General features: G+C 43.7%; 24 protein-coding genes and 1 tRNA gene. 21 read left to right on the top strand and 4 right to left on the bottom strand.

All coding sequences use genetic code 11. The features are described from left to right. The first annotated feature begins 112 nt into the window (after positions 1 to 112). Genes PHE37_RS01995 through PHE37_RS01920 form a run of 16 tightly spaced genes read left to right on the top strand, consistent with a single transcriptional unit; the run spans position 113 to position 19,929 of the window. The gene (locus PHE37_RS01995) at positions 113 to 502 is read left to right on the top strand and encodes an NAD(P)H-quinone oxidoreductase subunit 3 (RefSeq protein WP_299996713.1); all 390 of its coding nucleotides are present in this window, start codon (positions 113 to 115) and stop codon (positions 500 to 502) included. Continuing rightward, positions 484 to 993, top strand: a complete 510-nt coding sequence (locus tag PHE37_RS01990; RefSeq protein WP_298691925.1) for an NADH-quinone oxidoreductase subunit B family protein — start codon at positions 484 to 486, stop codon at positions 991 to 993. The genes PHE37_RS01995 and PHE37_RS01990 overlap by 19 nt, the downstream gene beginning before the upstream one ends. Continuing rightward, a complete protein-coding gene (locus tag PHE37_RS01985; protein WP_299996709.1) occupies positions 993 to 1,799 on the top strand; it encodes an NADH-quinone oxidoreductase subunit C in 807 nt (268 codons plus the stop codon). The genes PHE37_RS01990 and PHE37_RS01985 overlap by 1 nt, the downstream gene beginning before the upstream one ends. Positions 1,800 to 1,808: 9 nt before the next feature. Further along, positions 1,809 to 3,035, top strand: a complete 1,227-nt coding sequence (gene nuoD, locus PHE37_RS01980) for an NADH dehydrogenase (quinone) subunit D (protein ID WP_299996706.1) — start codon at positions 1,809 to 1,811, stop codon at positions 3,033 to 3,035. A gap of 12 nt (positions 3,036 to 3,047) precedes the next feature. Further along, complete coding sequence (locus PHE37_RS01975; RefSeq protein WP_299996704.1) at positions 3,048 to 3,272, top strand: NADH-ubiquinone oxidoreductase subunit E family protein; 225 nt, start codon at positions 3,048 to 3,050, stop codon at positions 3,270 to 3,272. A gap of 9 nt (positions 3,273 to 3,281) precedes the next feature. Continuing rightward, a complete protein-coding gene (locus PHE37_RS01970) occupies positions 3,282 to 5,318 on the top strand; it encodes an FAD-dependent oxidoreductase (RefSeq protein ID WP_299996701.1) in 2,037 nt (678 codons plus the stop codon). Between the two features lie 12 nt (positions 5,319 to 5,330). Further along, entirely contained in the window at positions 5,331 to 7,583 is a 2,253-nt protein-coding gene (locus PHE37_RS01965) for a 2Fe-2S iron-sulfur cluster-binding protein (protein WP_300008130.1), read from the top strand. Then, entirely contained in the window at positions 7,580 to 10,066 is a 2,487-nt protein-coding gene (locus tag PHE37_RS01960) for an NADH-quinone oxidoreductase subunit G (protein ID WP_300008128.1), read from the top strand. Before PHE37_RS01965 ends, PHE37_RS01960 begins: the two co-directional genes overlap by 4 nt. A gap of 2 nt (positions 10,067 to 10,068) precedes the next feature. Next, complete coding sequence (gene nuoH, locus PHE37_RS01955; protein ID WP_299994938.1) at positions 10,069 to 11,058, top strand: NADH-quinone oxidoreductase subunit NuoH; 990 nt, start codon at positions 10,069 to 10,071, stop codon at positions 11,056 to 11,058. Positions 11,059 to 11,070: 12 nt separating this feature from the next. Continuing rightward, the gene (gene nuoI / locus PHE37_RS01950; protein WP_299994940.1) at positions 11,071 to 11,694 is read left to right on the top strand and encodes an NADH-quinone oxidoreductase subunit NuoI; all 624 of its coding nucleotides are present in this window, start codon (positions 11,071 to 11,073) and stop codon (positions 11,692 to 11,694) included. An 11-nt stretch (positions 11,695 to 11,705) separates the two neighbouring features. Beyond that, positions 11,706 to 12,284: an NADH-quinone oxidoreductase subunit J gene (locus tag PHE37_RS01945; protein ID WP_299994942.1), complete on the top strand. Its 579-nt coding sequence runs from the start codon at positions 11,706 to 11,708 to the stop codon at positions 12,282 to 12,284. Next, positions 12,284 to 12,589: an NADH-quinone oxidoreductase subunit NuoK gene (gene nuoK, locus PHE37_RS01940; protein WP_299994944.1), complete on the top strand. Its 306-nt coding sequence runs from the start codon at positions 12,284 to 12,286 to the stop codon at positions 12,587 to 12,589. The genes PHE37_RS01945 and nuoK overlap by 1 nt, the downstream gene beginning before the upstream one ends. A 3-nt stretch (positions 12,590 to 12,592) precedes the next feature. Continuing rightward, a complete protein-coding gene (nuoL, locus tag PHE37_RS01935) occupies positions 12,593 to 14,479 on the top strand; it encodes an NADH-quinone oxidoreductase subunit L (RefSeq protein WP_299994945.1) in 1,887 nt (628 codons plus the stop codon). 9 nt (positions 14,480 to 14,488) lie between these two features. Then, positions 14,489 to 16,036, top strand: coding sequence for an NADH-quinone oxidoreductase subunit M (locus tag PHE37_RS01930; protein ID WP_299994946.1), 1,548 nt, complete (start codon positions 14,489 to 14,491; stop codon positions 16,034 to 16,036). Then, positions 16,036 to 17,541: an NADH-quinone oxidoreductase subunit NuoN gene (gene nuoN, locus PHE37_RS01925; RefSeq protein ID WP_299994948.1), complete on the top strand. Its 1,506-nt coding sequence runs from the start codon at positions 16,036 to 16,038 to the stop codon at positions 17,539 to 17,541. Before PHE37_RS01930 ends, nuoN begins: the two co-directional genes overlap by 1 nt. 30 nt (positions 17,542 to 17,571) lie before the next feature. Further along, entirely contained in the window at positions 17,572 to 19,929 is a 2,358-nt protein-coding gene (locus PHE37_RS01920; RefSeq protein ID WP_299994950.1) for a tetratricopeptide repeat protein, read from the top strand. On the opposite strand, the gene miaA is transcribed toward PHE37_RS01920, so the two are convergent. Next, entirely contained in the window at positions 19,921 to 20,823 is a 903-nt protein-coding gene (gene miaA, locus PHE37_RS01915; RefSeq protein ID WP_299994952.1) for a tRNA (adenosine(37)-N6)-dimethylallyltransferase MiaA, read from the bottom strand. The two genes, PHE37_RS01920 and miaA, sit on opposite strands and share 9 nt — an antisense overlap. Before the next feature lie 151 nt (positions 20,824 to 20,974). Here miaA and mqnP point away from each other — a divergent pair, with 151 nt between their 5' ends. From mqnP to PHE37_RS01895, 4 genes are all read left to right on the top strand, one after another. Further along, positions 20,975 to 21,835 carry a menaquinone biosynthesis prenyltransferase MqnP gene (gene mqnP, locus PHE37_RS01910; RefSeq protein ID WP_299994954.1) on the top strand — a complete coding sequence of 287 codons (861 nt, stop codon included), beginning with the start codon at positions 20,975 to 20,977 and terminating at the stop codon, positions 21,833 to 21,835. Further along, positions 21,832 to 22,353: a hypothetical protein gene (locus tag PHE37_RS01905; RefSeq protein ID WP_299994956.1), complete on the top strand. Its 522-nt coding sequence runs from the start codon at positions 21,832 to 21,834 to the stop codon at positions 22,351 to 22,353. The genes mqnP and PHE37_RS01905 overlap by 4 nt, the downstream gene beginning before the upstream one ends. Continuing rightward, complete coding sequence (locus PHE37_RS01900) at positions 22,350 to 22,865, top strand: hypothetical protein (protein ID WP_299994958.1); 516 nt, start codon at positions 22,350 to 22,352, stop codon at positions 22,863 to 22,865. The genes PHE37_RS01905 and PHE37_RS01900 overlap by 4 nt, the downstream gene beginning before the upstream one ends. A gap of 58 nt (positions 22,866 to 22,923) precedes the next feature. Then, a tRNA-Arg gene (locus PHE37_RS01895) sits at positions 22,924 to 23,000 on the top strand. Positions 23,001 to 23,051: 51 nt separating this feature from the next. Here PHE37_RS01895 and PHE37_RS01890 read toward each other — a convergent pair. The 3 genes from PHE37_RS01890 to nadD form a co-directional block, all read right to left on the bottom strand. Then, on the bottom strand, positions 23,052 to 23,588 hold the full coding sequence (locus PHE37_RS01890; RefSeq protein ID WP_299994960.1) for an ElyC/SanA/YdcF family protein: 537 nt from the start codon (positions 23,586 to 23,588) through the stop codon (positions 23,052 to 23,054). 213 nt (positions 23,589 to 23,801) lie between these two features. Continuing rightward, the gene (gene rsfS, locus PHE37_RS01885; RefSeq protein ID WP_299994963.1) at positions 23,802 to 24,128 is read right to left on the bottom strand and encodes a ribosome silencing factor; all 327 of its coding nucleotides are present in this window, start codon (positions 24,126 to 24,128) and stop codon (positions 23,802 to 23,804) included. After that, positions 24,112 to 24,657, bottom strand: a complete 546-nt coding sequence (gene nadD, locus PHE37_RS01880) for a nicotinate (nicotinamide) nucleotide adenylyltransferase (RefSeq protein ID WP_299994966.1) — start codon at positions 24,655 to 24,657, stop codon at positions 24,112 to 24,114. The genes rsfS and nadD overlap by 17 nt, the downstream gene beginning before the upstream one ends. A 77-nt stretch (positions 24,658 to 24,734) precedes the next feature. Here nadD and gap point away from each other — a divergent pair, with 77 nt between their 5' ends. Then, entirely contained in the window at positions 24,735 to 25,739 is a 1,005-nt protein-coding gene (gap, locus tag PHE37_RS01875) for a type I glyceraldehyde-3-phosphate dehydrogenase (protein WP_299994968.1), read from the top strand. Positions 25,740 to 25,749 lie beyond the last annotated feature (10 nt).

Raw genomic sequence — 25,749 nt, 5'->3', positions numbered from 1 at the left:
TTTAATTCTCTTTTTGTTATAGTGCAACAACTGTTTTTATCTAAAACCGTATCCAGTGGCAGGAAGCTTTCTTGTCTCAGGATAGGCCATTAACCACGAAAAGGTCAGAACTATGGAGCATTACCACGTAGCAAATCCTTATTTTGGGGTATTTGTACTGTTTGTGTTAACGTTTGGAGCATTCTATGCTACAACGGTCATCGCACGCTTAGCCAGCCGCGCTCTAGCGGCCAAAGATACTGAAAAAATAAAACTCTCGGTCTACGAATGCGGACCGGAGGTCACCAAACAGCCGAACCGTATTTCGACACAGTTTTACCTGTTTGCGTTGTTGTTTTTATTGTTTGATGTGGAAATTGTTTTCATGTTTCCGTGGGCAATTGATTTTAAATTACTCGGATGGTTCGGCTTTACGGAGATGATGATGTTCATCGTATTGTTGGCTATCGGTTTTGTTTATGCGTGGAAAAAAGGGGCACTCGAATGGCACAACATCAAGTAAATTATCTAAAAGACGGCGGACTTCCCGTCGCATTGACGACAATCGACAAAGTAGTCAACTGGGGTCGATCAAACTCTATCTGGGCATTGACATACGGTTTGGCATGCTGCGGTATCGAAATGATGGCTTCCGGGGCATCCCGTTATGACTTTGACCGTTTCGGTACGATTTTCCGTGCATCACCGCGTCAAGCGGAACTGATGGTTGTCGCGGGAACGTTGACGAAAAAACATGCGGAGTTCATTCGCCGTTTGTACGATCAAATGACAGAACCTAAATGGGTTATCTCTATGGGTTCATGTGCCAATACCGGCGGTATGTTCAATACCTATGCAACGGTTCAAGGGGTCGATCGTGTTATCCCTGTCGATCTTTATTTGCCGGGATGTGCACCGCGTCCTGAAACCTTGCAATATGCCGTATTGTTGTTACAACAAAAAATTCGTAAAGAGAGCGCATCACGTGCTCAAAAACCAAAAAGGCTGATGTAATGAGAGCTTACACCCCTAAAGACGACGTACAGAAAAAACCGTACTACACGGACCGCTATTGGGTAGCTCCTCAAGTAGCAAAAAGCGATGTCAGTGAAGATGCGGTATTTGCAGCAGACCTTGAGGCAATCAAGTCAAAATTTGACGTATTGGATGCGTATATCCAAGTGGGTCAAATGGTGGTCATCATCAACGCAGCGGATAATTTCGGTGTTATCGAGATGATGAAAAATGAGCTTGATTATAATCAACTCTCGGAAATGTCTGCAATTGATTGGTTGGCAACGGAAGGGAAATTTGAAATTTTCTACCAAATGCTCAGCATGTCTAAACGCAAGCGTGTTCGCGTGAAATGTAAAATCGGTGAGAAAGAGTCAATCCAAAGTGTTGAGAAACTTTTCCGTTCAGCCGATTGGTCCGAGCGTGAAATGTACGATATGTTCGGTGTAGTCGTTAACAACCATCCGTTTATGAAACGTATTTTAATGCCGGATGACTGGGAAGGATTCCCGCTTCGTAAAACCTATCCGCTTCAAGGGGATGAGTTTGCACAATGGTATGAAGTCGATAAAATCTTCGGTAAAGAGGCACGTGAGATTATCGGGCCTGAAAACCGCGATCCGGCACGGGTTGACCGATACGATACCGAACGATTCTCACGATTGGGTCATGAAGTACCGCGTGGTGCAGATATCAGTCAGGGCGAACCGGATACTCCATTATGTTACCAAGAGAACGATGGTGTCTTCTTGATCGAAAAATTTGACGCAGAGAAGAGTGTCGTGATCTCTGATCGCGACCGTTAAGGATCACGTATGCAACAAGCCAATAGACTTAGACCTTTTTTCGAAAATATTACCTTTGACCGAGACGACAATGAGTTGATTCTCAACTTCGGTCCTCAGCATCCATCGGCGCACGGACAATTACGTTTGATGCTCCATTTACAGCAAGAGCAGATCACGAAAGCCCATCCGGACATCGGGTATCTTCACCGCGGTATGGAGAAGATGGCGGAGAACATGATTTATAATGAATTTATGCCGACCACAGACCGTATGGACTACATCGCTTCAAGCTCAAACAACTACGGGTTTGCTTTGGCGGTAGAGAAATTGATCGGACTTGAAGTTCCTCGCCGTGCAAAAGTAATCCGCATGATGTTGCTTGAAACCAACCGACTTATGTCTCACCTTTTCTGGTTGGCGACAACGGCGCTGGATATCGGAGCGATGACCGTATTCTTGTTCGCATTCCGTGAGCGTGAATATCTGATGGATTTGATCGAAGATTACTGCGGTGCCCGTTTGACCCATGCTGCGGTTCGTATCGGTGGGGTTCCACTCGATTTGCCGGATAATTTTATCGCCGATCTTCGCAAATTCCTCGACAAATTGCCGGAGAATATTAAAGACTACGAAGACCTTCTCGACAGCAACCGTATCTGGTTGATGCGTATGGAAAATGTCGGTGTGATTTCAAAAGAGATGGCTCAAAGCTGGGGATGTTCAGGAATCATGCTCCGTGCTTCAGGGGTTGAGTGGGATATTCGTAAAGAAGAGCCGTATGAGCTTTACGATGAAGTAGAGTTCAATGTTCCGGTTTCGGATAAAGGGGATAACTATGCCCGTTATAAACTCTACATGGCAGAGATGCGCGAATCGGCAAAAATCCTGTATCAAGTCCTTGATATGTATGAGGGGACATCTCCGGAATTGATGGCGCATGCACCTCAATACATTTCGGCACCTAAAATCGATATCATGACTCAAAACTACTCGTTGATGCAACATTTTGTCCTTGTGACTCAAGGGATGCGTCCTCCGGTAGGGGAAGTATATATCGCGACCGAATCACCGAAAGGGGAGCTTGGTTATTACATCAACTCTCAAGGTGGAGCGTATCCGTACCGTCTTAAACTCCGTGCGCCGTCATTCTGGCACACCGGGATTTTGACAGATTTATTACCGGGGCACTACATTCCGGACGTTGTATCTATCATCGGGACGACTAACATCGTCTTCGGTGAAGTAGACCGCTAAAAGGAGCATGCAGTGAAACGTTACGATTTACGTCATTTGAAAGAAAATTTTTACGATCGCATGTCTGATATTATCAAACAAGAACCTGCAAACGGAGAAGTACTGATCTTTTTGTTTGAAATTGGTGATTTTACCCCGATTCAAAAATCGGCTGATTTGGTTAAAGAGCTTGGGTGTGAACTCATGAATTCGTTGAAGTTTAACGAAGCCGACTGGACCATTGTGGTCAAAAAATAAGGAAACGTTGTGAGTAAAGTCTATTTCTCCACGTGGCGGGGCGAGCAAATTAACAACATCGGCAAAAGTGACGATGCTTGGGAAAAATCTGCTTATAACCTTCCGTTGGAATATAACGAACATGCCCATTCAAAAGCGTTCATCGGCTGGGACGGTGTAGCACTTTTTAATCCGGATGTTGACGTAGTTCGTTTAGCGACGGAGTATGCTGCGCAATATCAGGTGTATTCCGAAGCATGCGGACGTTGTGCACCAGGGCGATGGGGTGGCCGTATTTTATACGATTTACTCGATAAAATCGCTCGCGGAGAGGGGTCGGTATCCGATATGGATCACCTCAAAGAAGTGTCCAAAACGATGCAGGAAACGTCTAAATGTGAGATTGGTAAAACGGTTCCTAATCCGTTGCTCGATCTTATGACTCACTTCGAGTCGGAGTTTATGGCGTGTATTACCGAGCAAAAACCTTCCAAACATTATCACATGGAAGATACCAATTACATCGCAAAAATCACCGCACCGTGTATGGACGCATGTCCGGCTCATGTCGATATTCCGGCATATATCGAGGGTGTACGAGATTTGCGTTTTGACGATTCATTGATGGCAACGCGTCAAACGATGCCGTTGGCCCATACGTGCGGACGTGTTTGTCCACACCCGTGTGAGACAGAGTGCCGCCGTACCAACCTAGATGAGCCGATTTCGATCATGGAACTCAAACGTTTGGGCGCGGATTATGAGACCGATCACGGTTTCGGATTCTTTCACCCAAGTGAGAAAAAACCGTCTGTCGGTAAAAAAGTTGCCGTTATCGGTGCAGGTCCTGCAGGGTTGACGGGTGCTTATTATTTGGCACTTGACGGAATTGATGTCGATGTGTACGAAGAACTTCCGGTTCTCGGCGGTGAGGTAGCGGTCGGAGTTCCTGAATATCGTATGCCGATTGATAAATACAACCAAGATATCGAAGCAGTGCGTGATCTCGGGGTTAATTTCATCACCAATACCAAAGTCAATGCGGATATGATGCGTCAATTCGAAAACGACTACGATGCGACACTGGTAGCCACCGGAACCCGTATCTCTAAAAAAGTCTATTGTGATAATGAACGTCCTGAGATTCAGGGGTACTGGGGAGCAATCGACTTTTTAGATAAAGTCAATCTCCAAGTCAAATACGACATCATGGTACCGGAAGCCGATCAAAAACGTCATATGCTGCCGGCTAATTTTGTTGATTTAACCGGCAAAACATTGGTGTGCGTCGGGGGCGGATTCACCTCTATGGACGTTGTCCGATGTGCGATTCGTGCGAATGCAAAAAAAGTGGTTATGTTGTACCGTCGTGACGAAGCAACGATCATCAAAAATACGACGTATGAAGAGTATCACGAAGCGGTCGAAGAGGGTGTTGAATTTATATTCCACTCTGCGGTTGCAAAAATGAATGATGAGAACGATGTTCTAAAATCATTGATTATCGATCGTTATGAATTGGTTCCGGATCCGAACGGAGGACGTCCTCAGTTGGAAAAAATCGAAGGAGCTTCGTTTGAGATGGAGTGTGATTATCTCATTCCTGCCGTTTCGCAAAGTGCCGATTTGAAGCTGATTCCTGAAGAGTGGGAAATTGAACGTACCTCATGGGCAACGATCAAAACAAACGGGAAAGATTACATGACTTCCCGCAAAGGGATTTTTGCGGCGGGTGACTGCGAATACGGACCGATGACAATCGTTAATGCGGTCGGTCAGGCGAAGCGTGCGGCATCGGTCATGTCTCGTTACGTACAAACCGGCGAAATCACATTGACGGATGATGAGATTATGGAAGATCATCTCCGTAAACTCAAAGTTTACGATAAAAAAGAGAAAATCCAAGGTTGGCTTCCGGGCTTGCCGCGTCAGCACAGTGAAGTTCTGACAGTTGAGGAGCGGCGCGACAATAACCGTGAAGTCAAATACGGATTTACTCAGGAAGAAGCATTAGCTGAAGCAGAGCGCTGCATGCGCTGTTATTACATCGCGATGGTCGCACATTAAGGGGGGGGATGGATGATTAACTTTACAATTAACAATCAACCCGTAACGGCGCTTAAAGGAGAAACGATTCTCCAGGCAGCACGCAAAGCGGGCTTTTACATTCCGACAATGTGTTATCTTGAAAAAACGACTCCATGTGCATCATGTCGTTTATGTGTGGTAGAGACCGATAAAACAGACGGCTTCATCCTCAGTTGTCAAACTCCTCCGACGGAAGGATTGGCGGTAACGATTGATTCGGATCGTCTCCAAGTTGAGAGAACCAATATCATGCGTCTGTATGATGTCAATCATCCGTTAGAATGTGGTGTATGCGACAAATCAGGCGCGTGTGATCTTCAAAACAAAACGTTGGAGTTCGGAGTTTCTGCACAACATTTCAGTGCAAAAGATCAGCATCGTGCGATTGAACACTGGGGGATGATCAATTACGATCCCGCTTTGTGTATTTTGTGTGAAAAATGTGTCCATGTCTGTAATGAGATTATCGGTGATGATGCGATTACGCTCCAATTCGGCGGATACAAATCGGCTGTTATCCCGAAAAACAGTGAGGCACTTGATTGTACGTTCTGCGGTGAGTGTATCGCAGTATGTCCGGTCGGTGCGTTGGTGAGTTCTGATTTTCAGTACACGGCAAATGCGTGGGAACTAAGTCAGATTCCTGCAACCTGTGTCCATTGTTCGGCTGGATGCTCTCTAAATTATGAAGTGAAACATACGTCAACGACGAATGCAAACGATCGCATTTATCGCGTGACCAATAATTTTGAGCACATGACTCTATGCGGTGCCGGACGTTTCGGGTTTGATTTTGATCACCAAAGCGAAAAAAACGAAGCAGAGTTCGAAAAAGCCGTTGATGCGATCCGCAATGCCTCCGCTATCCGTTTTAGTTCATTGATTACGAATGAAGAAGCGATGATTCTTCAGCAGCTCAAAAAAATGTTAGGGATCAAACTCTACAACGAAGAGGCTCGTGCGTATCAAAATTTTATGGCAGCATACGCGTCTGTTTGCGGAAAAATGGGATTCGGCGGAAGTCTGGATGCGATCAAACAAAGTGACGGGATCATTGTCGTCGGTGGACGTATCACAACTGATAATCCGGTCGTTCGCTATTCAATGACAAGTGCGGCACGTCATAACGGGGCGAAAGTCGTTTACATGCACCCGATTGAAGATACGTTGCTTCAAAACGTTGTGACACAATTTGTCAAATACGAAGTAGGAACGGAAGAGGGTGTAATCGCGATGTTGGCGTCTACACTTCTTCGTGATGCCGATATCGATGAAGAGGCGCGTAACTTTTTCGCGGATCTTGATGAGGGCTATCTGTGTGCAGAGAGCAATGTCGGGGATGAAGAATTCAGCCGGATTGCTAAATCGTTGAGCAGAGCAAAACGAAAAACGCTGATCATCGGAAGCGATGTGTTAACCCACAAACGTGCTGCAAACATAGCTCGTTTATGTGCAATGATCGAAACGTATACTGAGTTCTCTGTTGTTGTCGTCGCTCCGAGCGTCAATACAATCGGTGTTTCATTGATTTGTGATCTCGATGTCGATAACGGCGGTGAGCGTGTTGTGGGTTATAATGCAGAAGGCGAGTATACGATGGGCTCCATCGGTGATGCAATGCTGAAACTCCCTTCTCTAAACTCACAAGAAGGGACGTTTGTAAGTATCAATCACCAAGTGCTTCCGACAAACGTCGCAGTAGCCTTTAGCGGGTATACGTTAAATGATCTTGTGAATGCATTAGGGTTGAAAGCGGTAAACACCATTGATTATACAGCTCAACTTCCGGTCTCAAAAGGATTTAACGGATCGTCTTTCGATGAATTAGGAAATTTTTACGGTGCACTCGGAGAAGATAACCGCGGTTATATTTTAGAAAATATAGATGTTGAAATCAGCGGTTCTTTGGAAGAGATTGAAGATTTACCGGAGTTTAACGGCACCGTTGTTTACCGATGTAATCCGGTTAATCAGTTTAACGCGTACACCGCGCGTACATCACAGCTCGAAAAAGAGGCAGCTTTATGCGGTTCAGCCCAATTTGCGGCTGCTGCAAAAATCGCTGATGGTGATAAAATTCAAATTGTATTTGCAGGTGAGATGCAAGAGAGAATTTTCAAATTGGATGCATCACTGAAGGGTACCATAGCATTGGTACCGGCATACGATATCGCATACGGTGCGATGAATGAAAAATATCGTTTTGAAAAGGTGAAAATTATGAGGATGGGGAATGAATCATGAATGAAATCACGATTACCATAGACGGCCGCACTGTCCAGACGCAAGAGGGTGAATATATTCTTAATGCGGCGCGTGCTAATGGGATTTTTATTCCGGCGATTTGTTATTTAACACGATGTTCACCGACATTGGCGTGTCGTATTTGTTTGGTTGAAGCGGACGGTAAACAGGTTTATGCGTGTAATGCCAAAGCGAAGCAAGGGATGGAAATTACGACAACCACTCCGAATATCGAATCTGAACGCCGCGCAATAATGGAAGTTTATGATGTCAATCATCCGCTTGAGTGCGGTGTATGCGATCAATCAGGTGAATGTGAGTTGCAGAACTATACCCTTGAGATGGGTGTAGATGAACAAACCTATGCGATCAAAGATACCCATAAGCCGGCCCAAGATTGGGGATTGATCCATTATGACCCTGCATTGTGTATTATGTGTGAGCGTTGTATTACCGTTTGTAAAGATATGATCGGTGATGCGGCACTCTCTACCGTTGCACGGGGCTCAGATCCAATCGAAGCGGCATTCAAAGAATCAATGCCGAAAGATGCGTATGCGATGTGGAATAAGCTCAATAAATCGCTTATTTCTCCGAATGCAGGTGACACATTGGATTGTACAAATTGCGGAGAGTGTACATCGGTATGTCCGGTCGGTGCACTGGTAAGCAGTGATTACCAATACACATCCAATGCATGGGAACATAAACAAATCCCGGCAACGTGTGCGCATTGTTCGGCAGGATGCCAGCTTAGCTACGATATCAAGCACACCTCTGTCGAAAATCCTGAACACAAAATCTACCGTGTTAAAAACGAGTGGAATTATGTATCACTTTGCGGTGCAGGACGTTACGGATACGATTTTGAAAATAAAAATGTGACAAAAGATCCTGCGGCTTTTGAAGCGGCGATTGCAGCATTCAAACAAGCGGATACGATTGCATTTACATCAACTATTACGAACGAAGAGGCATTGATCCTTCAACGTCTTAAAGAAAAATTCGGATACCGTCTGATTAATGAAGAAGCGCGTGCGTTTAAGTCGTTCCTTAATGCGTACAGTGCCCTAAGCGGTACGTCTCTTTACGGTGGCGATTTGGGTGAAGTCCATGCATCCGATTTTGTCGTCTCAATCGGGAGCGCTCTTAAAACCGACAATCCGAATGCCCGTTTTGCGATGAACAATGCACTGTCGATGAATAAAGGTGCAGGTCTTTATTTCCATCCGATCAATGATCCGGTCATTGCCGGTATGTCAAAAAGTGTAACGCAGTTCAATCATGCACCGATGATGGAAGAAGCAGCACTTTATTTGATCCTTGATCTTTTCGGTGACAAAGCGGCAATGCCTTCTTCCGTGAGCGAATATTTGGCAGGTTTTCATTCGACTAAGACCGTAACGGTTGAAGAGACGGTTGATGAAAAAGTGACCGAAACCGTTGTCAAAAAAGTTCTCAACGAAGAGACCGGTGTGGAAGAAGAGGTAAGCGAAGAGGTTACCAAAACCGTGAAGAAAAAAGTTTCAAAAGAGGTGGAAGTAGATGAAAACGCTCTTTTCGCCCTTTTGAATGCTCCGGCAGGATTTAGCGATACTTTGACTAAATATATGGCGAAAAAAGAGCGTTTTTCATTGATGGTCGGACCGGATTTATACACACACCCTAATGCGGCAAATTGTGCCCGTTTGGTCGCTTTGATCGAAAAATATACGCAGTTCAGCGTTACGATGATCCCAAATCTCTCCAATACCCTCGGTGTTGCCATGATTTGTGATCTCGATTCTGAGCGCGGAAGTTATACGATCGGATATAACACGGCAGGAAACTTCACACTCAGTGCTCTCGGCGGCGGTGATTTGGATATGCCAGCGCTGAATCAGCAAGAGGGGACGTTGACCAATATCGATAAACGGGTAAATCCGACGAATGCGGCACTTGCGTTTGGCGGATATGTCCTCAACGATATTGCAAATGCGTTAGGTCTAAGCTCTAAATATACGGTTGACTATACTGCTCAGCTTCCGGTTGATGCAGGATTTAAAGCAACCTGTTTTGACGCACTTCCGAACCACTACACCAACTCAGGTGAAGAGGTTCGGGGTTACCGTTTGGATATCAAAACGGTCACTGTCAGCACAGATGAAAGCGTAACGGCATTTGATGCAAATAAAGCAATCAACGAACGTGTTGTGTATTTGGCGAATCCGGTTCTGCAATTTTCACCGTTTACGGCAGCTTCGCATCAACTACAAGAAAATGGAGGTCTTTATGTCTCTAAAACGTTCATGGAATCGAACGGTTGGAATGAAGGGGATCGCGTGAATGTGAAAACGGCACGCGGCGAGCTAAGTCTCAACGTTATAGCCGACGGTAAAATCGAAGGGGATATTACCTATCTCCCGACATTTGATACCGGTATCAATTCTGAAGCACTGTTTGACGGTTACCGTTTTGCGTGCGTATCAATTCAAAAGGTGTAAGCATGGATGTAGCATTTATCATTGAAACGATTGCTAAAATCGTTGTTATCTTGTTAATCTTTTCAGCGCTCGCGGGTCTTGGGACCTATTTTGAGCGTAAAGTGCTGGCGTTTATGCAACGTCGTTTGGGGCCGATGCATGTCGGGCCGTTCGGTTTGCTTCAAGTCGCAGCGGACGGGATTAAACTCTTTACAAAAGAGGATATTATCCCGCAAAACGTCGTAAAACCGATTTTTAAAATCGCTCCGGTCATTACGGCTGCGACGGCGTTTATGGCTTCTGCAGCTATTCCGTTCTGGCCACAATTTACCGTAATGGGCTATACCGTTCATCCGATCGTCGCGGACATCAATGTCGGTATCCTTTATGTGCTCGGGGTTATGGCGATCGGACTGTACGGACCGCTCCTTGGAGGGATGGCATCGGCAAACAAATGGTCATTGATCTCTGCGGCACGTAGTGCGGCTATCTTCATTTCATATGAAGTTATCACGGGTCTTTCATTGTTGGCACCGCTCATGATGGTAGGTTCATTGTCATTGGTTGATATCAACAATTACCAAGTAGGCGGAATCACCCACTGGATCGTTTGGTCACAGCCGGTTGCATTTGTCCTTTTCTGGATTGCGGCATTTGCGGAAACAGGGCGTACCCCTTTCCACCTTGTAGCAAACGACCATGAAATTATTGACGGTTTCGGAACCGAGTATTCAGGTATGCGATGGGGTCTCTTCTTTATCGGAGAGTACGCAAATATGTTCTTTATCTCGTTCGTGATCGCTATTGTATTCTTGGGCGGTTTTGGTGACGGCACTTTTGCAGGAGCATTCCAATTGATCCTCAAAGTAGCGTTTTTCTTTTTCTTTTTCCTTTGGACACGTGCCGCATGGCCGGATGTCCGACCTGACCAGTTGATGTGGTTGTGTTGGAAAGTTTTAATGCCGATTGCGGTGCTCAACGTGGTTGTCACCGGCATCGTGATGATGTTCTAAGGAGGTTGTGCGATGCATCATGAAGAAGTATTTACAGACCGAAATGTAAGTGAACACAGCGCTTATTATTACGTCGATATCGAAAACTATCCGGTTACCGGATGGGATAAATTTAAGCAGGTTGTCAAACGTGCCGTAAAAGGCGAATTGTTTGTCGGCTTATGGGTTGTTATGCGCGAGATGATCAAATTTGATATCCACACTGTCCAATACCCGAAAGAAAAACTTCCGATCGGGCCGCGTTACCGTGCAGTCCATAAACTGCTCCGTTTGTGGGAGTCGGGATATGAGCGCTGTATCGGATGCGGATTGTGTGAAAAAATCTGTATCTCCGACTGTATCCGTATGGATACTCGCATCGACGAGAACAGCCGTAAAGAAGTAACGGAATACAGCATCAACCTCGGACGCTGTATCTTCTGCGGATATTGTGCGGAAGTATGTCCGGAATTGGCAATTGTTCATGGCGGACGTTATGAAAATGCCTCTGAACAACGTGCCCATTTCGTCATCAAAGACGATATGCTCACCCCGCTTGATCTACTAAAAGCAGGCGATCAATCTGAGTACCCGGGCTTCGGTGCCATCATCCCAGGAAGCGACGCGTCGGTCAAAAAGACCCCGCTTGCCTATTAAGGAGTCAAAGTATGTTTGAAGCAATCGCTTTTTATCTGTTTGCGGTCCTCACTATCGTGATGTTTACTATCACGGTTATGACCAGCCAAGCACTGTACGCCATTACCGCAATGGCAGCGGGGATGATTTTCATCTCTGCATTTTTCTTTATTCTGGGTGCCGACTTTTTGGGAGCTATCCAGATTATCGTTTATACCGGAGCGGTCATGGCACTTTATGCGTTTGGTATGATGTTTTTCGACACGACTCGTAATGTCGTTGAAAAGAAAGTCAACCCGCAAATCGTTTTTGTTCTAGGTGTATTGGCAGCTGCAATGGTTGTGGCTATTTTTGTTGCACCGATCATCTCTGATAACATTCAAGCGCTTTATCCGATTGATTCAGCTGTCGGTAACTCACAAGCGGTGGGCATGGTTCTCTTTACCAAATATCTTGTCCCTTTCGAGCTGGCTGCAGTTATGCTTCTCGTTGCGATGATCGGCGGGATCATTATGGCAGGTAAGAAAATGGATAAATCGTTGACATTGATGGCGGAAGAAGAGATCGGCATGATGGACGACAGCTATCGAGCAGAAGAAGGGGGACACTGATGGAAATTACACTCACCCATTATCTTGTATTGTCAAGCATTTTGTTTACAATCGGATTGATCGGTATTATGCGACGTAAAAATCTTTTAATGCTCTTTTTTGCAACAGAAATTTTACTCAATGCTACCAATATCGGATTTGCAGCAATTTCGCATTATTTGGGAGATTTAAGCGGTCAAATGTTTGCATTCTTTATTATTGCTATTGCGGCTTCTGAGGTCGCAATCGGGTTAGGATTGCTTATCGTTTGGTATAAACGTACCGGTAAAATCGACCTAGATCAAATGAATTCAATGCGAGGATAGTCTATGGAACTTTATTTATATATTGCACTCTTCGCGCCGTTGGTAGGGTCATTATTTTCAGCGCTGTTCGGTATGTCACCTAAAACGAATGTGACAGGTTATATCGCTTCCGGATTGCTGTTCACCTCTTTTTTGAGCAGTCTTGTATTGCTCAATTATGTCATGGGCGGGCATACGGTACACGTTGAACTAATGACATGGATGGCGACGGGTGACCTTTACATTCCGTTTGGTTTCGTTGTTGATCAAGTGAGTGTAGTGATGATGATGGTTGTAACGATCGTTTCAACCGTTGTTCACGTGTACTCAGTAGGTTACATGGATCACGACAAAGGATTCAACCGTTTCTTCTCATGGCTTTCTGCATTCGTTTTCTCGATGATGGTTTTGGTTATGAGCGACAACTTTGCCGGACTTTTCATTGGTTGGGAAGGGGTCGGTCTTTGTTCGTGGGGACTCATCGGATTCTGGTATCACAAAGAATCGGCGACTTGGGCAGCTAACGAAGCGTTCATTATGAACCGTATAGCCGACCTTGGGATGTTGATCGGTATTTTCATGGTGTACTGGAATGTCGGTTCTCTCCAATACGATGTTGTGTTTGCAGAAATCGGAAATCTTCCGGTAGTTATTACAACATGGATCGGAATTTTCCTCTTTATCGGTGCAATGGGTAAATCGGCACAGTTTCCGCTACATACATGGCTTGCCGATGCGATGGAAGGTCCTACTCCGGTTTCGGCACTGATTCACGCTGCGACCATGGTTACCGCCGGTGTATATTTGGTCGTTCGTGCCAATCCGATTTATGATTTGATTCCGAATGTCGGAATCTTCATCGCAAGTCTCGGAGCGTTTGTTGCTCTTTTTGCGGCATCTATGGCACTCGTTAACCGTGATATGAAACGGATTATTGCGTATTCAACCCTTTCACAACTCGGATACATGTTCGTAGCTGCAGGTTTGGGTGCCTATTGGGTAGCATTGTTCCATCTAATGGCACACGCATTCTTCAAAGCATTGTTGTTCCTCGGAGCCGGTAACGTTATGCACGCTATGCACGATGAACTCGATCCGTTTAAAATGGGGGGCTTGCGCAAAGTGATGAAAGGGACATTTATTATGATGACCCTCGCTTCCGTTGCACTTGCAGGTATCTACCCGTTTGCCGGGTTCTTCTCTAAAGATTTAATCTTGGAAGTCGGATTTGTAGAACACCATTATGTTATTTATACCGTATTGTTGTTGACCGCAGGATTGACTGCGTTTTATTCGTTCCGTCTTGTCGCATTGATCTTCCACGGTGAAGAGCGCTACAAACTTTTCGGTATTCACCCGCATGAAGCCTATAAATTTATGTTGGTTGCTATGAGTCCGTTGCTGGTATTGGCAATCATTGCCGGTTCATTTAAAATGACCTACTATCAATTGGTAACGAATCTGCTTCCGACAACGGTGTATCATGTACATAATGAAGTGACTTTCTGGATTATGACGATCGGAACTCAATTGTTTGTTATTTCAGCCATTTTGTTTGCGTACAAAAAATACAGCAACTGGAGCAGTGTTCCGGATGGTACTTCTAAAATGGAAAACAGTTTCGGATACAAATTACTCTGGAATCAATATTACATTCCGAAATTTTACGAGGAAGTTTTTTCCAAACCGTATTTGGAACTTTCCAAGATCGCGTGGAAACAGATTGATCTTAAAATTGTTGATGCGACCGTAGATATGATTGCAAATGCAATCTATAAAACGGGTGAAAATACACGTGATATTCAAAACGGAAATCTCTCTACGATGCTTCGTTGGATGGTTTTCGGTTTGGTTGTTTTATTAGCACTTGCCGTTGCGTTTACCATCGGGTACAACGCGGTCAGCGCTTAAGGAGTAATGATGATAGATCATATTTTAACACTTTTAATTTTCTTCCCTGCATTGGCTGCAATGCTCGGATTTGTCGTCACTAAAGACAGTATGAGAGCCTACGGTATAGCCGTTGCTTTCATCGAATTTGTCCTCTCTTTGTGGCTATGGTATGCGTACGATCCGATGGTTTCGGGTATGCAATTTATGGAGTCAATGCCTCTCATTCCGGCATTTGGTATTAATTATCTTCTTGGTGTGGACGGTATTTCACTCTTTATTATTATCCTTTCAACGTTTTTCACGTTGATCGGTATTGCATCGTTGACTGAAAAGCGTCACATTAAAAACTTGATTATTACCTTGTTATTCCTTGAAATGACAATGGTAGGTGTATTTGCCGCTTTGGATGCGATTGTGTTTTACGTGTTTTGGGAGCTCTCTTTGGTTCCTATGCTTTACATTATCGGTGCGTGGGGCGGACCGTTGCGTATATATGCATCCATCAAGTTTTTCCTTTACACATTTACCGGATCATTGATTATGTTGGTCGGTATGCTTTTTATGGCATATTTTTACAATCAAGCAACCGGAATGTGGAGCTTCTCGATCCTTGAATGGTATCGCCTGATTTTGCCGGAGAATTTCCAGCTTTGGTTATTTGCGGCATTTTTTATCGGCTTTGCGATCAAAGTACCGATGTTTCCGTTCCACACTTGGCTGCCGTATGCACACGGACAGGCTCCAACTATTGGTTCGGTTATTTTGGCAGCGATTTTGCTTAAAATGGGAACGTATGCATTTGTCCGTTTTTCTTTGCCGATGTTCCCGGATGCATCCGTCTATTTCATGTTTCCGATTGCGATCATCGCCATTATTATGATCATCTATACGGCGATGGTAGCCTATGCCCAAGAGGATATTAAACAAGTTGTTGCTTACAGCTCGATTTCTCATATGGGGGTTATTATCCTCGGTACGTTTGCGTTGAATGTAGAAGGGGTGAGCGGATCGGTATTCTTGATGCTGGCTCACGGGGTTGTATCAGGAGCACTGTTCCTTTTGGTCGGGGTTATTTATGACCGACGTCATACGAAACTGATGTCAGAATTCGGCGGATTGGCTTCAGTCATGCCACGCTATGCAACCATCTTCGGTATTATGATGATGGCTTCCGTGGGCTTGCCTCTTACGATCAATTTCGTCGGAGAGTTTTTGAGTTTGCTTGGGTTCTACAAACAATCTCATATGATTACATTAACTGCAGGTACCGCAATTATCGTCGGAGCGATTTATATGCTTTCTGCATATAAAAAAGCTTTCTTTGGCCCTGTTACCAATGATGAAAACCGAAATTTAAAAGATGTAAACAGAACTGAGCTTCTTGGACTTGTCCCTTTGGTTATCGTAGCAATCTGGCTGGGTGTATATCCAAAACCGGTTTTAGGACCGATCAATAACAGCGTTGAGTCGATTATACAGCTCATGCATGACAAAGCTCAAAGTCCTGAGGCAAAAGAGCGTATCCCTAACCTTTCAGATTCGAGTAAGATCATTTCATTGCAGGAGGCGCACTAATGTTAGAGCCGATTCATGTTTCGCTTGCGTCGCTTAATTTAGCGACGTTAGCTCCGATGCTCATTGCGATTGTCGGTGCGCTGGTTATTTTAGTGATCGATATGGCTAAAGGAGGACTGCATAAATCGTTGTATGTCATGCTCAGCCTTTTATTTTTACTATTAGATTTAGGTTCATTGGTTGATTTTGCTGGGTTGTTTCTTAAAAACGGAACCATATTAGGTTTCTTTGATGTTATGCTTATGGATGGTCTTGCAATCTTGGCACAGATCATTATCGTAGTGGGTTCAATGCTCTTTATCCCATTGGCGTTGACCTCAAAACGGTTCCATGAATACAACTATCCGGAATATTTTGCCCTCTTTTTATTCATGATTGCGGGCTTCCAGTTTATGGTTGCAACCGACAATTTAATCTTGATTTTTATCGGATTGGAAACGGCGTCATTAGCCCTTTATACCCTTATTGCATTGCATAACCGTACAAAATCATTTGAAGCGGCAGTGAAATATTTTACGATGGGTGCATTGGCCGCAGGCTTTTTCGCTTTCGGTTCGATGATTTTCTATGCGATCAGCGGTTCTGTTGAAATCAATCAGATTGCAACGGTATTGGCAGAAGATCACTACAGTAATATAGGCTATCTTTTGATCGCTGTTACCTTTATGATCGGAGCGATCGGATTTAAAATATCGATGGTACCGTTCCATACGTGGACACCTGATGTTTATGAGGGTTCATCTGCAGCACTTGCGGGTTATATGTCAATCGTCCCTAAAATCGCAGGTTTTGTAGTTGCAATGCGCTTGTTTGAATTTTTGGTTCACAGCGGAGTTGCATGGCTTCAAGTCATTCTCTATATTGGAGTCGTTGTTACAATGACGGCAGCAAATATATGGGCGTTGGTTCAAAGTGATGTCAAACGTATGCTGGCGTACAGTTCGATCAGTCATGCAGGTTTTGTTATGGCGGCAATTTTGATCGGCACGACCCAAGCCAATACCGGATTGTTTTTGTATTGGGCACTCTTTAGCTTTACCAACCTCGGAGCCTTTACCATGCTTTGGGTGAATCGACAGAAAAATCTTCTTCCGGGGCAAAGTTCGGATCATCCGTATGAGAAATTCTCAGGTATGGTAAAAACCATGCCGATGGGTGCGGTGATGATGGGTCTGTTTATGCTTTCACTCGCCGGAATTCCTCCGTTTGGTTTATTCTGGGGTAAATTGTATATGATCGGCTCTGCCGTCTCTGCAGGGTACACAGGACTGGCTCTCATTATGGCATTGAACTCGGCGATAGCAGGGTATTATTATTTGAAACTTATCGTATTTATGTTTATGAAAGAACCGCAGATCGGATATGAGAAGATGTATTTTATGAATGCCTCTCTTTCTCTAAAAACCATTATCGGTATTGCTGTAGTCGGAACAATATTCGCCGTATTTGCGGTCAATCCTTTGTTGAAAGTTATTACTCTATTCGTGTATAATAGCGGCTATTAATCCTCACTATGAGGAAAAAAAGGGGAAGGATTGAGACACTGGATTGCTCTATGCCTTTGTTTCCCCTTATTTGCCATGGATCTCTCCATTCAAACCGGAAAAGAAGAGGGAGAAAAGTTTAGTATCCTCCACCTTCAAAACGCTTACCCATTCGCGTGTAACGCAATAAATAATGAGTTTGGCGAAACACGCCGAATCGATTGTCGTATACCTCAAGCGACAAAGCAGACCTTGTCTCCAATAAACAACGCTCACTTTAGTATCACAGGTATTTCTTCACCTCAGGGATATACCATCACTATCCTTCCCAAAGCAAAAATGAAATTGATTCCTCTTGCATTTGATCTTTCAAAAGAGACCGAAACGTTTCAAGGAAGCATTCGAAAAGCAAAGCACTGGAGTGTGGTCGGATATACATACTCTCTTCCGTTGATTACAATGAATCAAACGCCGGAGTCGGGAATTAACTTTCCGATAAATATTAAAAAAGATATCAGACCTATTGTAGGAGGGCTTGATCTCAAAGGCAATCCGATAAAAATTGCACGGGTACAAGACGTCACTGATTATATGGAGATGAAAAAAGCATATGAGGCAAAGAGGTACGATAAAGTGCTCGATCTCAGTACGAATGCTCTTAAGAACTATCCGAAGACTGTATTTAAAAATGAATTACTTCTCTATCAAATTCGTGCGTTGCATCACGAAGAAAATTCTGAAAAACTCATTGAAATCGCTAAGCAGTTTTTGCGAGACTACTCCTCGGATCCAAGTGTTGCAGAGGTCTTGGCCTATATCGCCGATGCATATGGAAAAATTGGTCAGAGTGTCGATGCGGATTACTTTTTCGACCGTTTGTTTGATGAACAGGCGGACAGTCCGTTTGCATCATTAGGGATGCTTTATAAAGCTGAACAGTTGGAAGGTTCAGGAGAGATTAAAAATGCGATTCAGCTGTATCAAAAAGCTCTTGAAGCCAGTAAAGATGTGCCTGTTGCTTCTGAAGCCGCTTTCAAACTGGCCCAAATCGAACTGAATAATGGAAATACAAAAAAAGCGGCACAATATGTTGACAAAATTGCATTGGCGAATCCGAATTATTTCAAAGAAGTTCGAGACAATGCCATGGCCATGGCACAGACATTCTTTGAAAAGAATGATCCTAAAACGTCAGCACGCATTAGCGAATCTCTTTTAAATGCAACCGATAAAAAGTCTCCTGAGTATGAGGTGATCCTAAAAGCCCTTGGAGTTGAATTGGCAAAAGCCGATAAGAAGTCGGAAGCATTAAAACGGTTTAATGAGTATTTGGAGAATTATAAATACGGTCAGTTTGTAGAAGAAGTACGTCGGGCAAAAGACAGTTTATTTTTTGATGAGGGTGATAAAAATTCGACAAAAGAAATCAAAAAATACGATGAGTTGATAGAGCGCTACGGGAATGACAGTGTCGGTAAAAAAGCCCTTTACAAAAAAGCACAGCTTCTCTTTAAAGAACAAAAATATCAAGCGATTTTGGATATTGAAAGTGATTTGTACCGCTTGGAATCTACCGAATATCCGGAAACAAACAGCATGATCTCAAAAAGTGCCATCGGTTTGGAAAAAGCACGTCTCAAAGAGGGGAAATGCACGGAAGCGATGACACTGCAAAAAATGTATAAAATTCGGCTACTCCCTGAATGGGATGAATATGTATTTAATTGCGAACTTAAAACAACCCAATACGCCGCTGCAAAAAAAATAGCCCAAAGCCACCTCAAATCAAAATCGATTGCCGAACGGCAGATTTGGCTTTCACGTATGGTGAAAACCCAGTTTGGACTCGGTGAATATAAAGAGGCGATTAAAGGGGGAGAAGAACTTATTACCCTATTGGGTGTTGAGAAAAATCCCCCTTTGAATGACATCTATCGAACCATGTTTGATGCAGCCCAACGAGTGGGTGATGATGAAGGGATGATTCGTCATATAAAATCGGTTGAAAGTGCCTATCCAAATGATTTTAAAGATATCGAGCGATATACACAAATGGTCAGTTTGGGACTTAAACGTAAAGACGAAGGGATGGTTCAAACGTATGGGCGTAAGGTAAGTGCTCTGCAGGATAGAACTAAAACCTATACCCAGAGTCCTTATATCGAGTTTACACTTGCCCAGTCCTATCAAAATTTAGGGAAAGACAGCGAGGCACTTTCGGTGCTTAAAACCTTAAACAAGCAAAAACTCGAAACAGAGAAACGTGCTCGACAACAATACCTTATCGGTGCGATCGAACAAAAATTAGGGCACAAACGCGAAGCCCGTGATGCCTTTAACGCAAGTATCAAAGCGGATAAAACCTCTGCATGGGGAAAACTGGCAAAAGATGCCTTGGGGTTATTGTAAGAGTATTTCCTCCGCATTGGTTCTTATCTTGTTTGCTTCTCCACTTCCACTTAGACTAAACTGATTAGCGTTAAAGGTTTGCTGTCGCTTGGCGAGTTGCGCTGTATGGGTTGTTATTGACTCGATCAGTTCATCTTTAGTAATTTTACCGTCTAAAAATTCCAGCGTTTCAAGTATACCGATCGCTTTCATGCTGTTGGGAATTCTTCCGTAAAGCCGTTCCAGCTCTGCTACTTCATCGATCAGTCCTGCTTGAACCATCTTGTGTGTTCGAAGGGCTATGCGTTCACGTAAAATTGCTCTGTCGATTTTGAGTTCGAATACGGGACATTCAGTAATGATTGGTTGAGGAGGATGAGCACGGAACCATTCAGAGGGTGGAGTGTTTGTTTCCAGATAGATTAAGAGCATCTTTTCGATCCGATAGGAGTCACTGGTAGCAATTTTCCCCATATAGAGAGGATCAATAGCTTTGAGCATCGTATGACACTCAGAAAGGTCGGTGAGCATACTGTTAGCGCGTGCAATCGTGTCAGGAGAATAGTTCGGAATATTTGAGAGACCCTCTATCATACTTTTTAGATAAAAGCTGCTTCCGCCTACGATGATGAGGTTTTTTTCGTCTTCTAATGCCTTGTCTCGAATACGGTTGTATTCGTCGATAAAGGTAATGACACTGGCATTCTCATAAGGGTATAAGAGATCGATACCGAAATGCTCAACAAGACTGAGCTCCTCGGAAGAGGGTTTAGCCGAAGCGATATTAATCTCTTTGTAAATACTGAGTGAATCGATCGATAATATAAGAGCATTATAGTTCAGTGCAAGCTCAAGAGCAAGATCACTTTTTCCGGAAGCAGTGGAACCGATAAGTGCTAATTGTTTCATATTCATATTATAACGCTATCGGAATAAAATCCCGATAGACTACATTAACACTGGGTTTACTTCAGCAGTAGGCTCATGAGCACATATGTGCTCATTGTTATGATGTAAAAGAGAAATTACGATAAAATAAATAGACTTCATTTATCAAAGGCTTTCTGTGCAGCGAATCGCGAAAAGATTACGAGATTTTAATGAACTGGTTATGTTTCAACATACCGTTTTCTCTTTACCTTTTATTTTTACTGCTATGATTGTTGCAGCCGGCGGATGGTTCGGATTTAAACTTTTGCTGTTAGGCGCTTTAGCGGCAATCAGTGCACGAAATGCGGCGATGGGTTTTAATCGCTACGTGGATCGCAAATTTGACAAACATAACCCTAGGACCGCAGGGCGGCCGAGTGTAGACGGACGATTGGACGGAGCATCCATCTTCATTTTTACGGCTGTCAATGCTGTCGTATTTATAGCAGTCGCTTATTTCATTAACGAGCTTGCGTTTTATTTGAGCGTACCGGTATTGGTTGTATTGCTCAGTTATTCGTATTTTAAACGGTTTAGTTCGATGGCACATATCGTATTGGGTATTTCGTTGGGAATGGCTCCCATTGCCGGTGCAATCGCCGTACTGGGCTATGTGCCGTTATGGTCTTTTTGGTTGAGTATCGGAGTAGTTTTCTGGGTTGCCGGATTTGATTTGCTCTACTCACTGCAGGATATGGACTTTGATCGGACCAATAATCTGCATTCGATCCCTTCCCGTTACGGAAGCAGCGCGACACTAAAAATATCGGCATCGTTTCATATCCTTAGTGTCCTTTTTTGGGCACTTTTTGTATTTGAAGCCGGTTTGGGATATCCTGCCATACTGGCAGTTGTATTTTCGGGGGCTATGCTCACCTATGAGCATTATTTGGTACGTAAGGATTTTACCCAGATCGATCGGGCATTCTTTACGGTAAACGGCTATTTGGGATTTGTATTTATCGGATTAATAATTTTAGATAAGGTGATAGTATGAGTGAAATAAGACTTGTAACCGCAACGATTGATTTGGTGTACGAAGAAGTAGGAACAGATAGCGAAAAATATGAGCTGGAGTTTAATGAGATCAGCGAAACGGATGAAGACTCTATCGGACAATGGGTAAAACACGCAAAAATTCGAGGTGAAACGAACGATAACGATGCGGTGATGCTCAATCTGTTGGTAGAGCTTTACCGCAAAATCGATAAAATCGAGTTGCTGCTGACTAAGGGATATCCTAAGCGTTTAGCGCTTGCAAAGGAAGCATTCATCGAGAGTATCGGTTTGGAACACTTCAAGCTCAGCACGGAAGGTTTTGAGCCGGGTAAACATTATTACGGCCGTGTCGAAATAGCAACATTCCCCAAACGTGAAATAGCTTTCTTTTTTGAAGCCATCGATTCGTCGTTGGCAAAAATTGAAAAAATGCACGTTCGGGACGAAAAAGAGTGGGGATATTATATGACAGCGTGCGAACGGGCTATGATCCGTCAGATGAAAGGGCTTGAATGAATCATACGATAGAGATTGCCCTAATCGCATTGGCGGTAATGGTTGTAGGGCTTATCTATTACGTTATTACAAAAGAGGGGGAAGTGACTTCTCAGATCCGTGCGGTTGCGAAAGCGGTTGAAGATTTGCACCGTGAACTGTTCATGCTGGATAAGCGGCTCAAGCAAGAGTTGGAAATTATCACGTCACTTCAAGAAAGTGTCCCCCGTGAACAACATTCGCTGCATGCAGAGCTGGGACGAGAGGTGAATGAAATATCGATACCTATTTTGGAGTCTCTCGGTCAAATTGAGGGGAGCTTTAGTGCGTATAAAGAAAAAACGGAAAATCGACTCCGTTATCTTGAAGAGCGAATTCGTAACCTTTCTCTCCCTACTTCAATCAGCGGTTTGGATGATGAGAAGGTGATCAGTCGCTACAATCAAGGGGTTGAAGTGGATGCTATCGCCAAAGAGCTTAGATTGTCAAAAGCGGAAGTAGAGTTTGTATTAAAGATCAATCAACTTCGCTAAAAGACCATTAATGCTTTTTTAAGCTTTTTGAGATATAATTTCGTTCTCTTTAAAAGATGCGTCCGTAGCTCAGCTGGATAGAGCACCGGTTTGCGGTACCGGCGGTCAGGGATTCGAATTCCTTCGGGCGCACCATCTTCTTTAGAAACCTCTTTCTTTTTCAGTTATAAATCATAAACAGTTTTCTTATAAAATCCCAGACAATCTTCCCCAAATAAGTCCAAAATATTCATGAAATGCTTTTTCGGAACATTCTAACCCTTCAGCAGATGGAAATTTCCAATAAGGTTCCCTTTTTTTAGCTTCAAAATCTGTTGGAGCCGGAATAACGCGGACTCCGGCTTTTTCAAAAAGGGTTTTTGCCCGTGGCATATGCGATGCTGAGGTGACTAAAATGACAGTTTCATTGCCTGAAATTGTCTTGTCGGCTATCGCCTCTTCAAATGTATCTCGGGGCGCATCAAGTAAAATGATATCAGATGGACTCACCCCCATTGCCATTGCCATTTTTCCATTTATTTGCGCTTCTGAAATCGGATCTTTTCCGGCATACCCGCTAAAAATCAATTTGCATTGTTTGGAAAGTTTATAGAGCCGGATCCCTTCAATGACGCGGACCAAACCGTTGATTTCAAGTTGGGAGGAGAGCGGAAATTTTGGATTAGAGACATGTCCGGAACCTAATACATGGATATAATGCACTGATGCAGGAGGAGTATTCATGGCTGGATAGCTTTGTTCTAAAGGGGAAAGTAATTGGGAACTAAATGGGTAATAACTAAGTAGGCTGATCCAAAGAAAGGCAAAAATGGCTGTTGCTATTGCCGATTTATGCGATTTCTTAAACCAAAAAAGGAGACTGATTGCACTCAGTATAAAAAAAATACCGAAAGGGGTAAAAAAACTAGAGATAAGTTTTTTTAGAACAAACACGTTTTATTTATTCTTTCGGGCTGCAATCTCACCTAAAAAGCTTTCCAAATCGTATTTGACCCGGTATTGAGGGGTAAGGATATGGATTAGGATATCGCCTAAATCGATAGCTACCCAGTCTCCGCTTTCATCGACATACAAAAATTGCTCTTCAGGTTTGAGCCCTTTTTTGAGATGGTCGAGTAAGGCAAGAGTATGGCGCTCCCCTAACGATGTGGCAAGGATAACGTAGTCAGCGAAATAATCGCCTCCGTGGAGGTCAAAAACCTCGATTGCTTCGGCCTTATTTTGGTCGAGGATAGCGCTTATTTTTTCAATTCTCGGATTCATTGAGTTCCTTATAGTAAGTGATAATGTCATTTTCGATGTTCGGTTCAAGCCCTAGAGAGCTGAAGGATGAACGAAAATCGGTTGAACTGATTTCCTCCTTGACATTGAGGGAAATCATATTTTTCGGAATAGGGATATTGCCCCGTGAAGCTACAACCCAGTGTACCATACGGTTTAATTCCTCAAATCGATGCCATTCATGAAGCTTCTCTAGATTGTCTGCCCCGATAATAAGGTAGATTTCATCGTATAAAGTCGCATAATGTTTGACCGTTTCGATTGTCGGGACGCTGCGATTTTGTTGAATCTCAAAATCGCTGATTTCGACATTCGGATAAGCAGCAAAAATACTTTTTAGCCATTTATACCGTACGGCGCTGCTCGCGCGTACTGTAGCTTTAAATGGATTTCGTGATGCTGGGACGATTACCAACCGATTTACAGGCAGAATCTTCAACGCTTCATTAACGATACGGACGTGTCCGGCATGCGGCGGATCAAAACTTCCGCCATAGAGAGCAAGCTTCATAAGCCTTAACTTCTTTTAATCGTAATTATAACCGATTTTTGGTAAAATCCCCCCTATTTAGTTTTAGGAAAAAGGTGATGGCATTGAAGATTGCTATTAACGGTTTCGGTCGTATCGGTCGCTGTGTTACCCGTATCATCGCTTCACGCGAAGATATTGAGCTCGTAGCGATTAACGATATGGCTTCAATCGATATGATACTTTATCTCCTCCAAAACGATTCGGTTCATGGATCCTTTGGAACGGATGTGGCAATGGTAGAGGATGAGTATCTACAAATCGGGCGAAATAAAGTCCGAATATTGTGTGAAAAAAACCCTGAAAATCTCGATTTCGGCGCACTGGGTGCTGATGTTGTTTTGGAATGCAGCGGTCTGTTTTTGACGGAAGCTTTAACACGTCACCATTTGGATAAAGGGGTCAAAAAAGTTATTCTCTCCGCCCCTACGCAAGACAGTACTATCCCGACGTTTGTATTGGGTGTTAATGAACACCTTTACGCAGGCGAACGTATTATTTCTAATGCTTCGTGTACGACCAATTGTCTGGGACCGATTGCAAAAATTATTGATGAAACGTATGAGATTGAAAAAGGGCTTATGACCACGATTCATGCGTACACCAACGGTCAAGCGATTATCGACTCGGCACACGGAAGCGATAAACGTCGTTCCCGAGCAGCAGCACTCAATATGATTCCGACGACGACAGGTGCCGCTAAAGCCCTAAGTCTTGTCTTGCCGAATCTGGAAGGGAAACTTCACGGACAAAGTGTCCGTGTCCCGACTCCGGATGTGTCGATGGTCGATCTAAATGTTGTGGTGAAAAAGCGGACGAGTAAAGAAGAAGTCAGTGCTCTTTTTAAATCGTACGCCCATCATCAGATGCAAGGGATTTTAGAGGTAGATGAACGTTATCGTGTCTCGCAGGATTTCGTAGGTTCGAGTTTCAGTGCTACAGTAGCAGATGACCTGATACAGGTAATCGACGGAAATTTAATTAAAATCATGGCGTGGTATGATAACGAATGGGGCTATTCAAACCGTCTCATTGAAATGGCATTGTTTATTAATAAACAATAAAATATAATAT

It is taken from the genome of Sulfuricurvum sp., assembly GCF_028681615.1.
Lineage (GTDB): Bacteria > Campylobacterota > Campylobacteria > Campylobacterales > Sulfurimonadaceae > Sulfuricurvum.
Note: the sequence above shows the minus strand (reverse complement) of the source record. Positions and strands in the feature narration are given on the sequence as shown.

Coding starts and splice junctions, on each gene's coding strand:
- PHE37_RS01995 (WP_299996713.1), top strand. CDS start 113: ATGGAGCATTACCACGTAGCAAATCCTTATTTTGGGGTATTTGTACTG.
- PHE37_RS01990 (WP_298691925.1), top strand. CDS start 484: ATGGCACAACATCAAGTAAATTATCTAAAAGACGGCGGACTTCCCGTC.
- PHE37_RS01985 (WP_299996709.1), top strand. CDS start 993: ATGAGAGCTTACACCCCTAAAGACGACGTACAGAAAAAACCGTACTAC.
- nuoD (WP_299996706.1), top strand. CDS start 1,809: ATGCAACAAGCCAATAGACTTAGACCTTTTTTCGAAAATATTACCTTT.
- PHE37_RS01965 (WP_300008130.1), top strand. CDS start 5,331: ATGATTAACTTTACAATTAACAATCAACCCGTAACGGCGCTTAAAGGA.
- PHE37_RS01960 (WP_300008128.1), top strand. CDS start 7,580: ATGAATGAAATCACGATTACCATAGACGGCCGCACTGTCCAGACGCAA.
- nuoH (WP_299994938.1), top strand. CDS start 10,069: ATGGATGTAGCATTTATCATTGAAACGATTGCTAAAATCGTTGTTATC.
- nuoI (WP_299994940.1), top strand. CDS start 11,071: ATGCATCATGAAGAAGTATTTACAGACCGAAATGTAAGTGAACACAGC.
- PHE37_RS01945 (WP_299994942.1), top strand. CDS start 11,706: ATGTTTGAAGCAATCGCTTTTTATCTGTTTGCGGTCCTCACTATCGTG.
- nuoK (WP_299994944.1), top strand. CDS start 12,284: ATGGAAATTACACTCACCCATTATCTTGTATTGTCAAGCATTTTGTTT.
- nuoL (WP_299994945.1), top strand. CDS start 12,593: ATGGAACTTTATTTATATATTGCACTCTTCGCGCCGTTGGTAGGGTCA.
- PHE37_RS01930 (WP_299994946.1), top strand. CDS start 14,489: ATGATAGATCATATTTTAACACTTTTAATTTTCTTCCCTGCATTGGCT.
- nuoN (WP_299994948.1), top strand. CDS start 16,036: ATGTTAGAGCCGATTCATGTTTCGCTTGCGTCGCTTAATTTAGCGACG.
- miaA (WP_299994952.1), bottom strand. CDS start 20,823: ATGAATATGAAACAATTAGCACTTATCGGTTCCACTGCTTCCGGAAAA.
- PHE37_RS01905 (WP_299994956.1), top strand. CDS start 21,832: ATGAGTGAAATAAGACTTGTAACCGCAACGATTGATTTGGTGTACGAA.
- PHE37_RS01900 (WP_299994958.1), top strand. CDS start 22,350: ATGAATCATACGATAGAGATTGCCCTAATCGCATTGGCGGTAATGGTT.
- PHE37_RS01890 (WP_299994960.1), bottom strand. CDS start 23,588: ATGAATACTCCTCCTGCATCAGTGCATTATATCCATGTATTAGGTTCC.
- rsfS (WP_299994963.1), bottom strand. CDS start 24,128: ATGAATCCGAGAATTGAAAAAATAAGCGCTATCCTCGACCAAAATAAG.
- nadD (WP_299994966.1), bottom strand. CDS start 24,657: ATGAAGCTTGCTCTCTATGGCGGAAGTTTTGATCCGCCGCATGCCGGA.
- gap (WP_299994968.1), top strand. CDS start 24,735: ATGGCATTGAAGATTGCTATTAACGGTTTCGGTCGTATCGGTCGCTGT.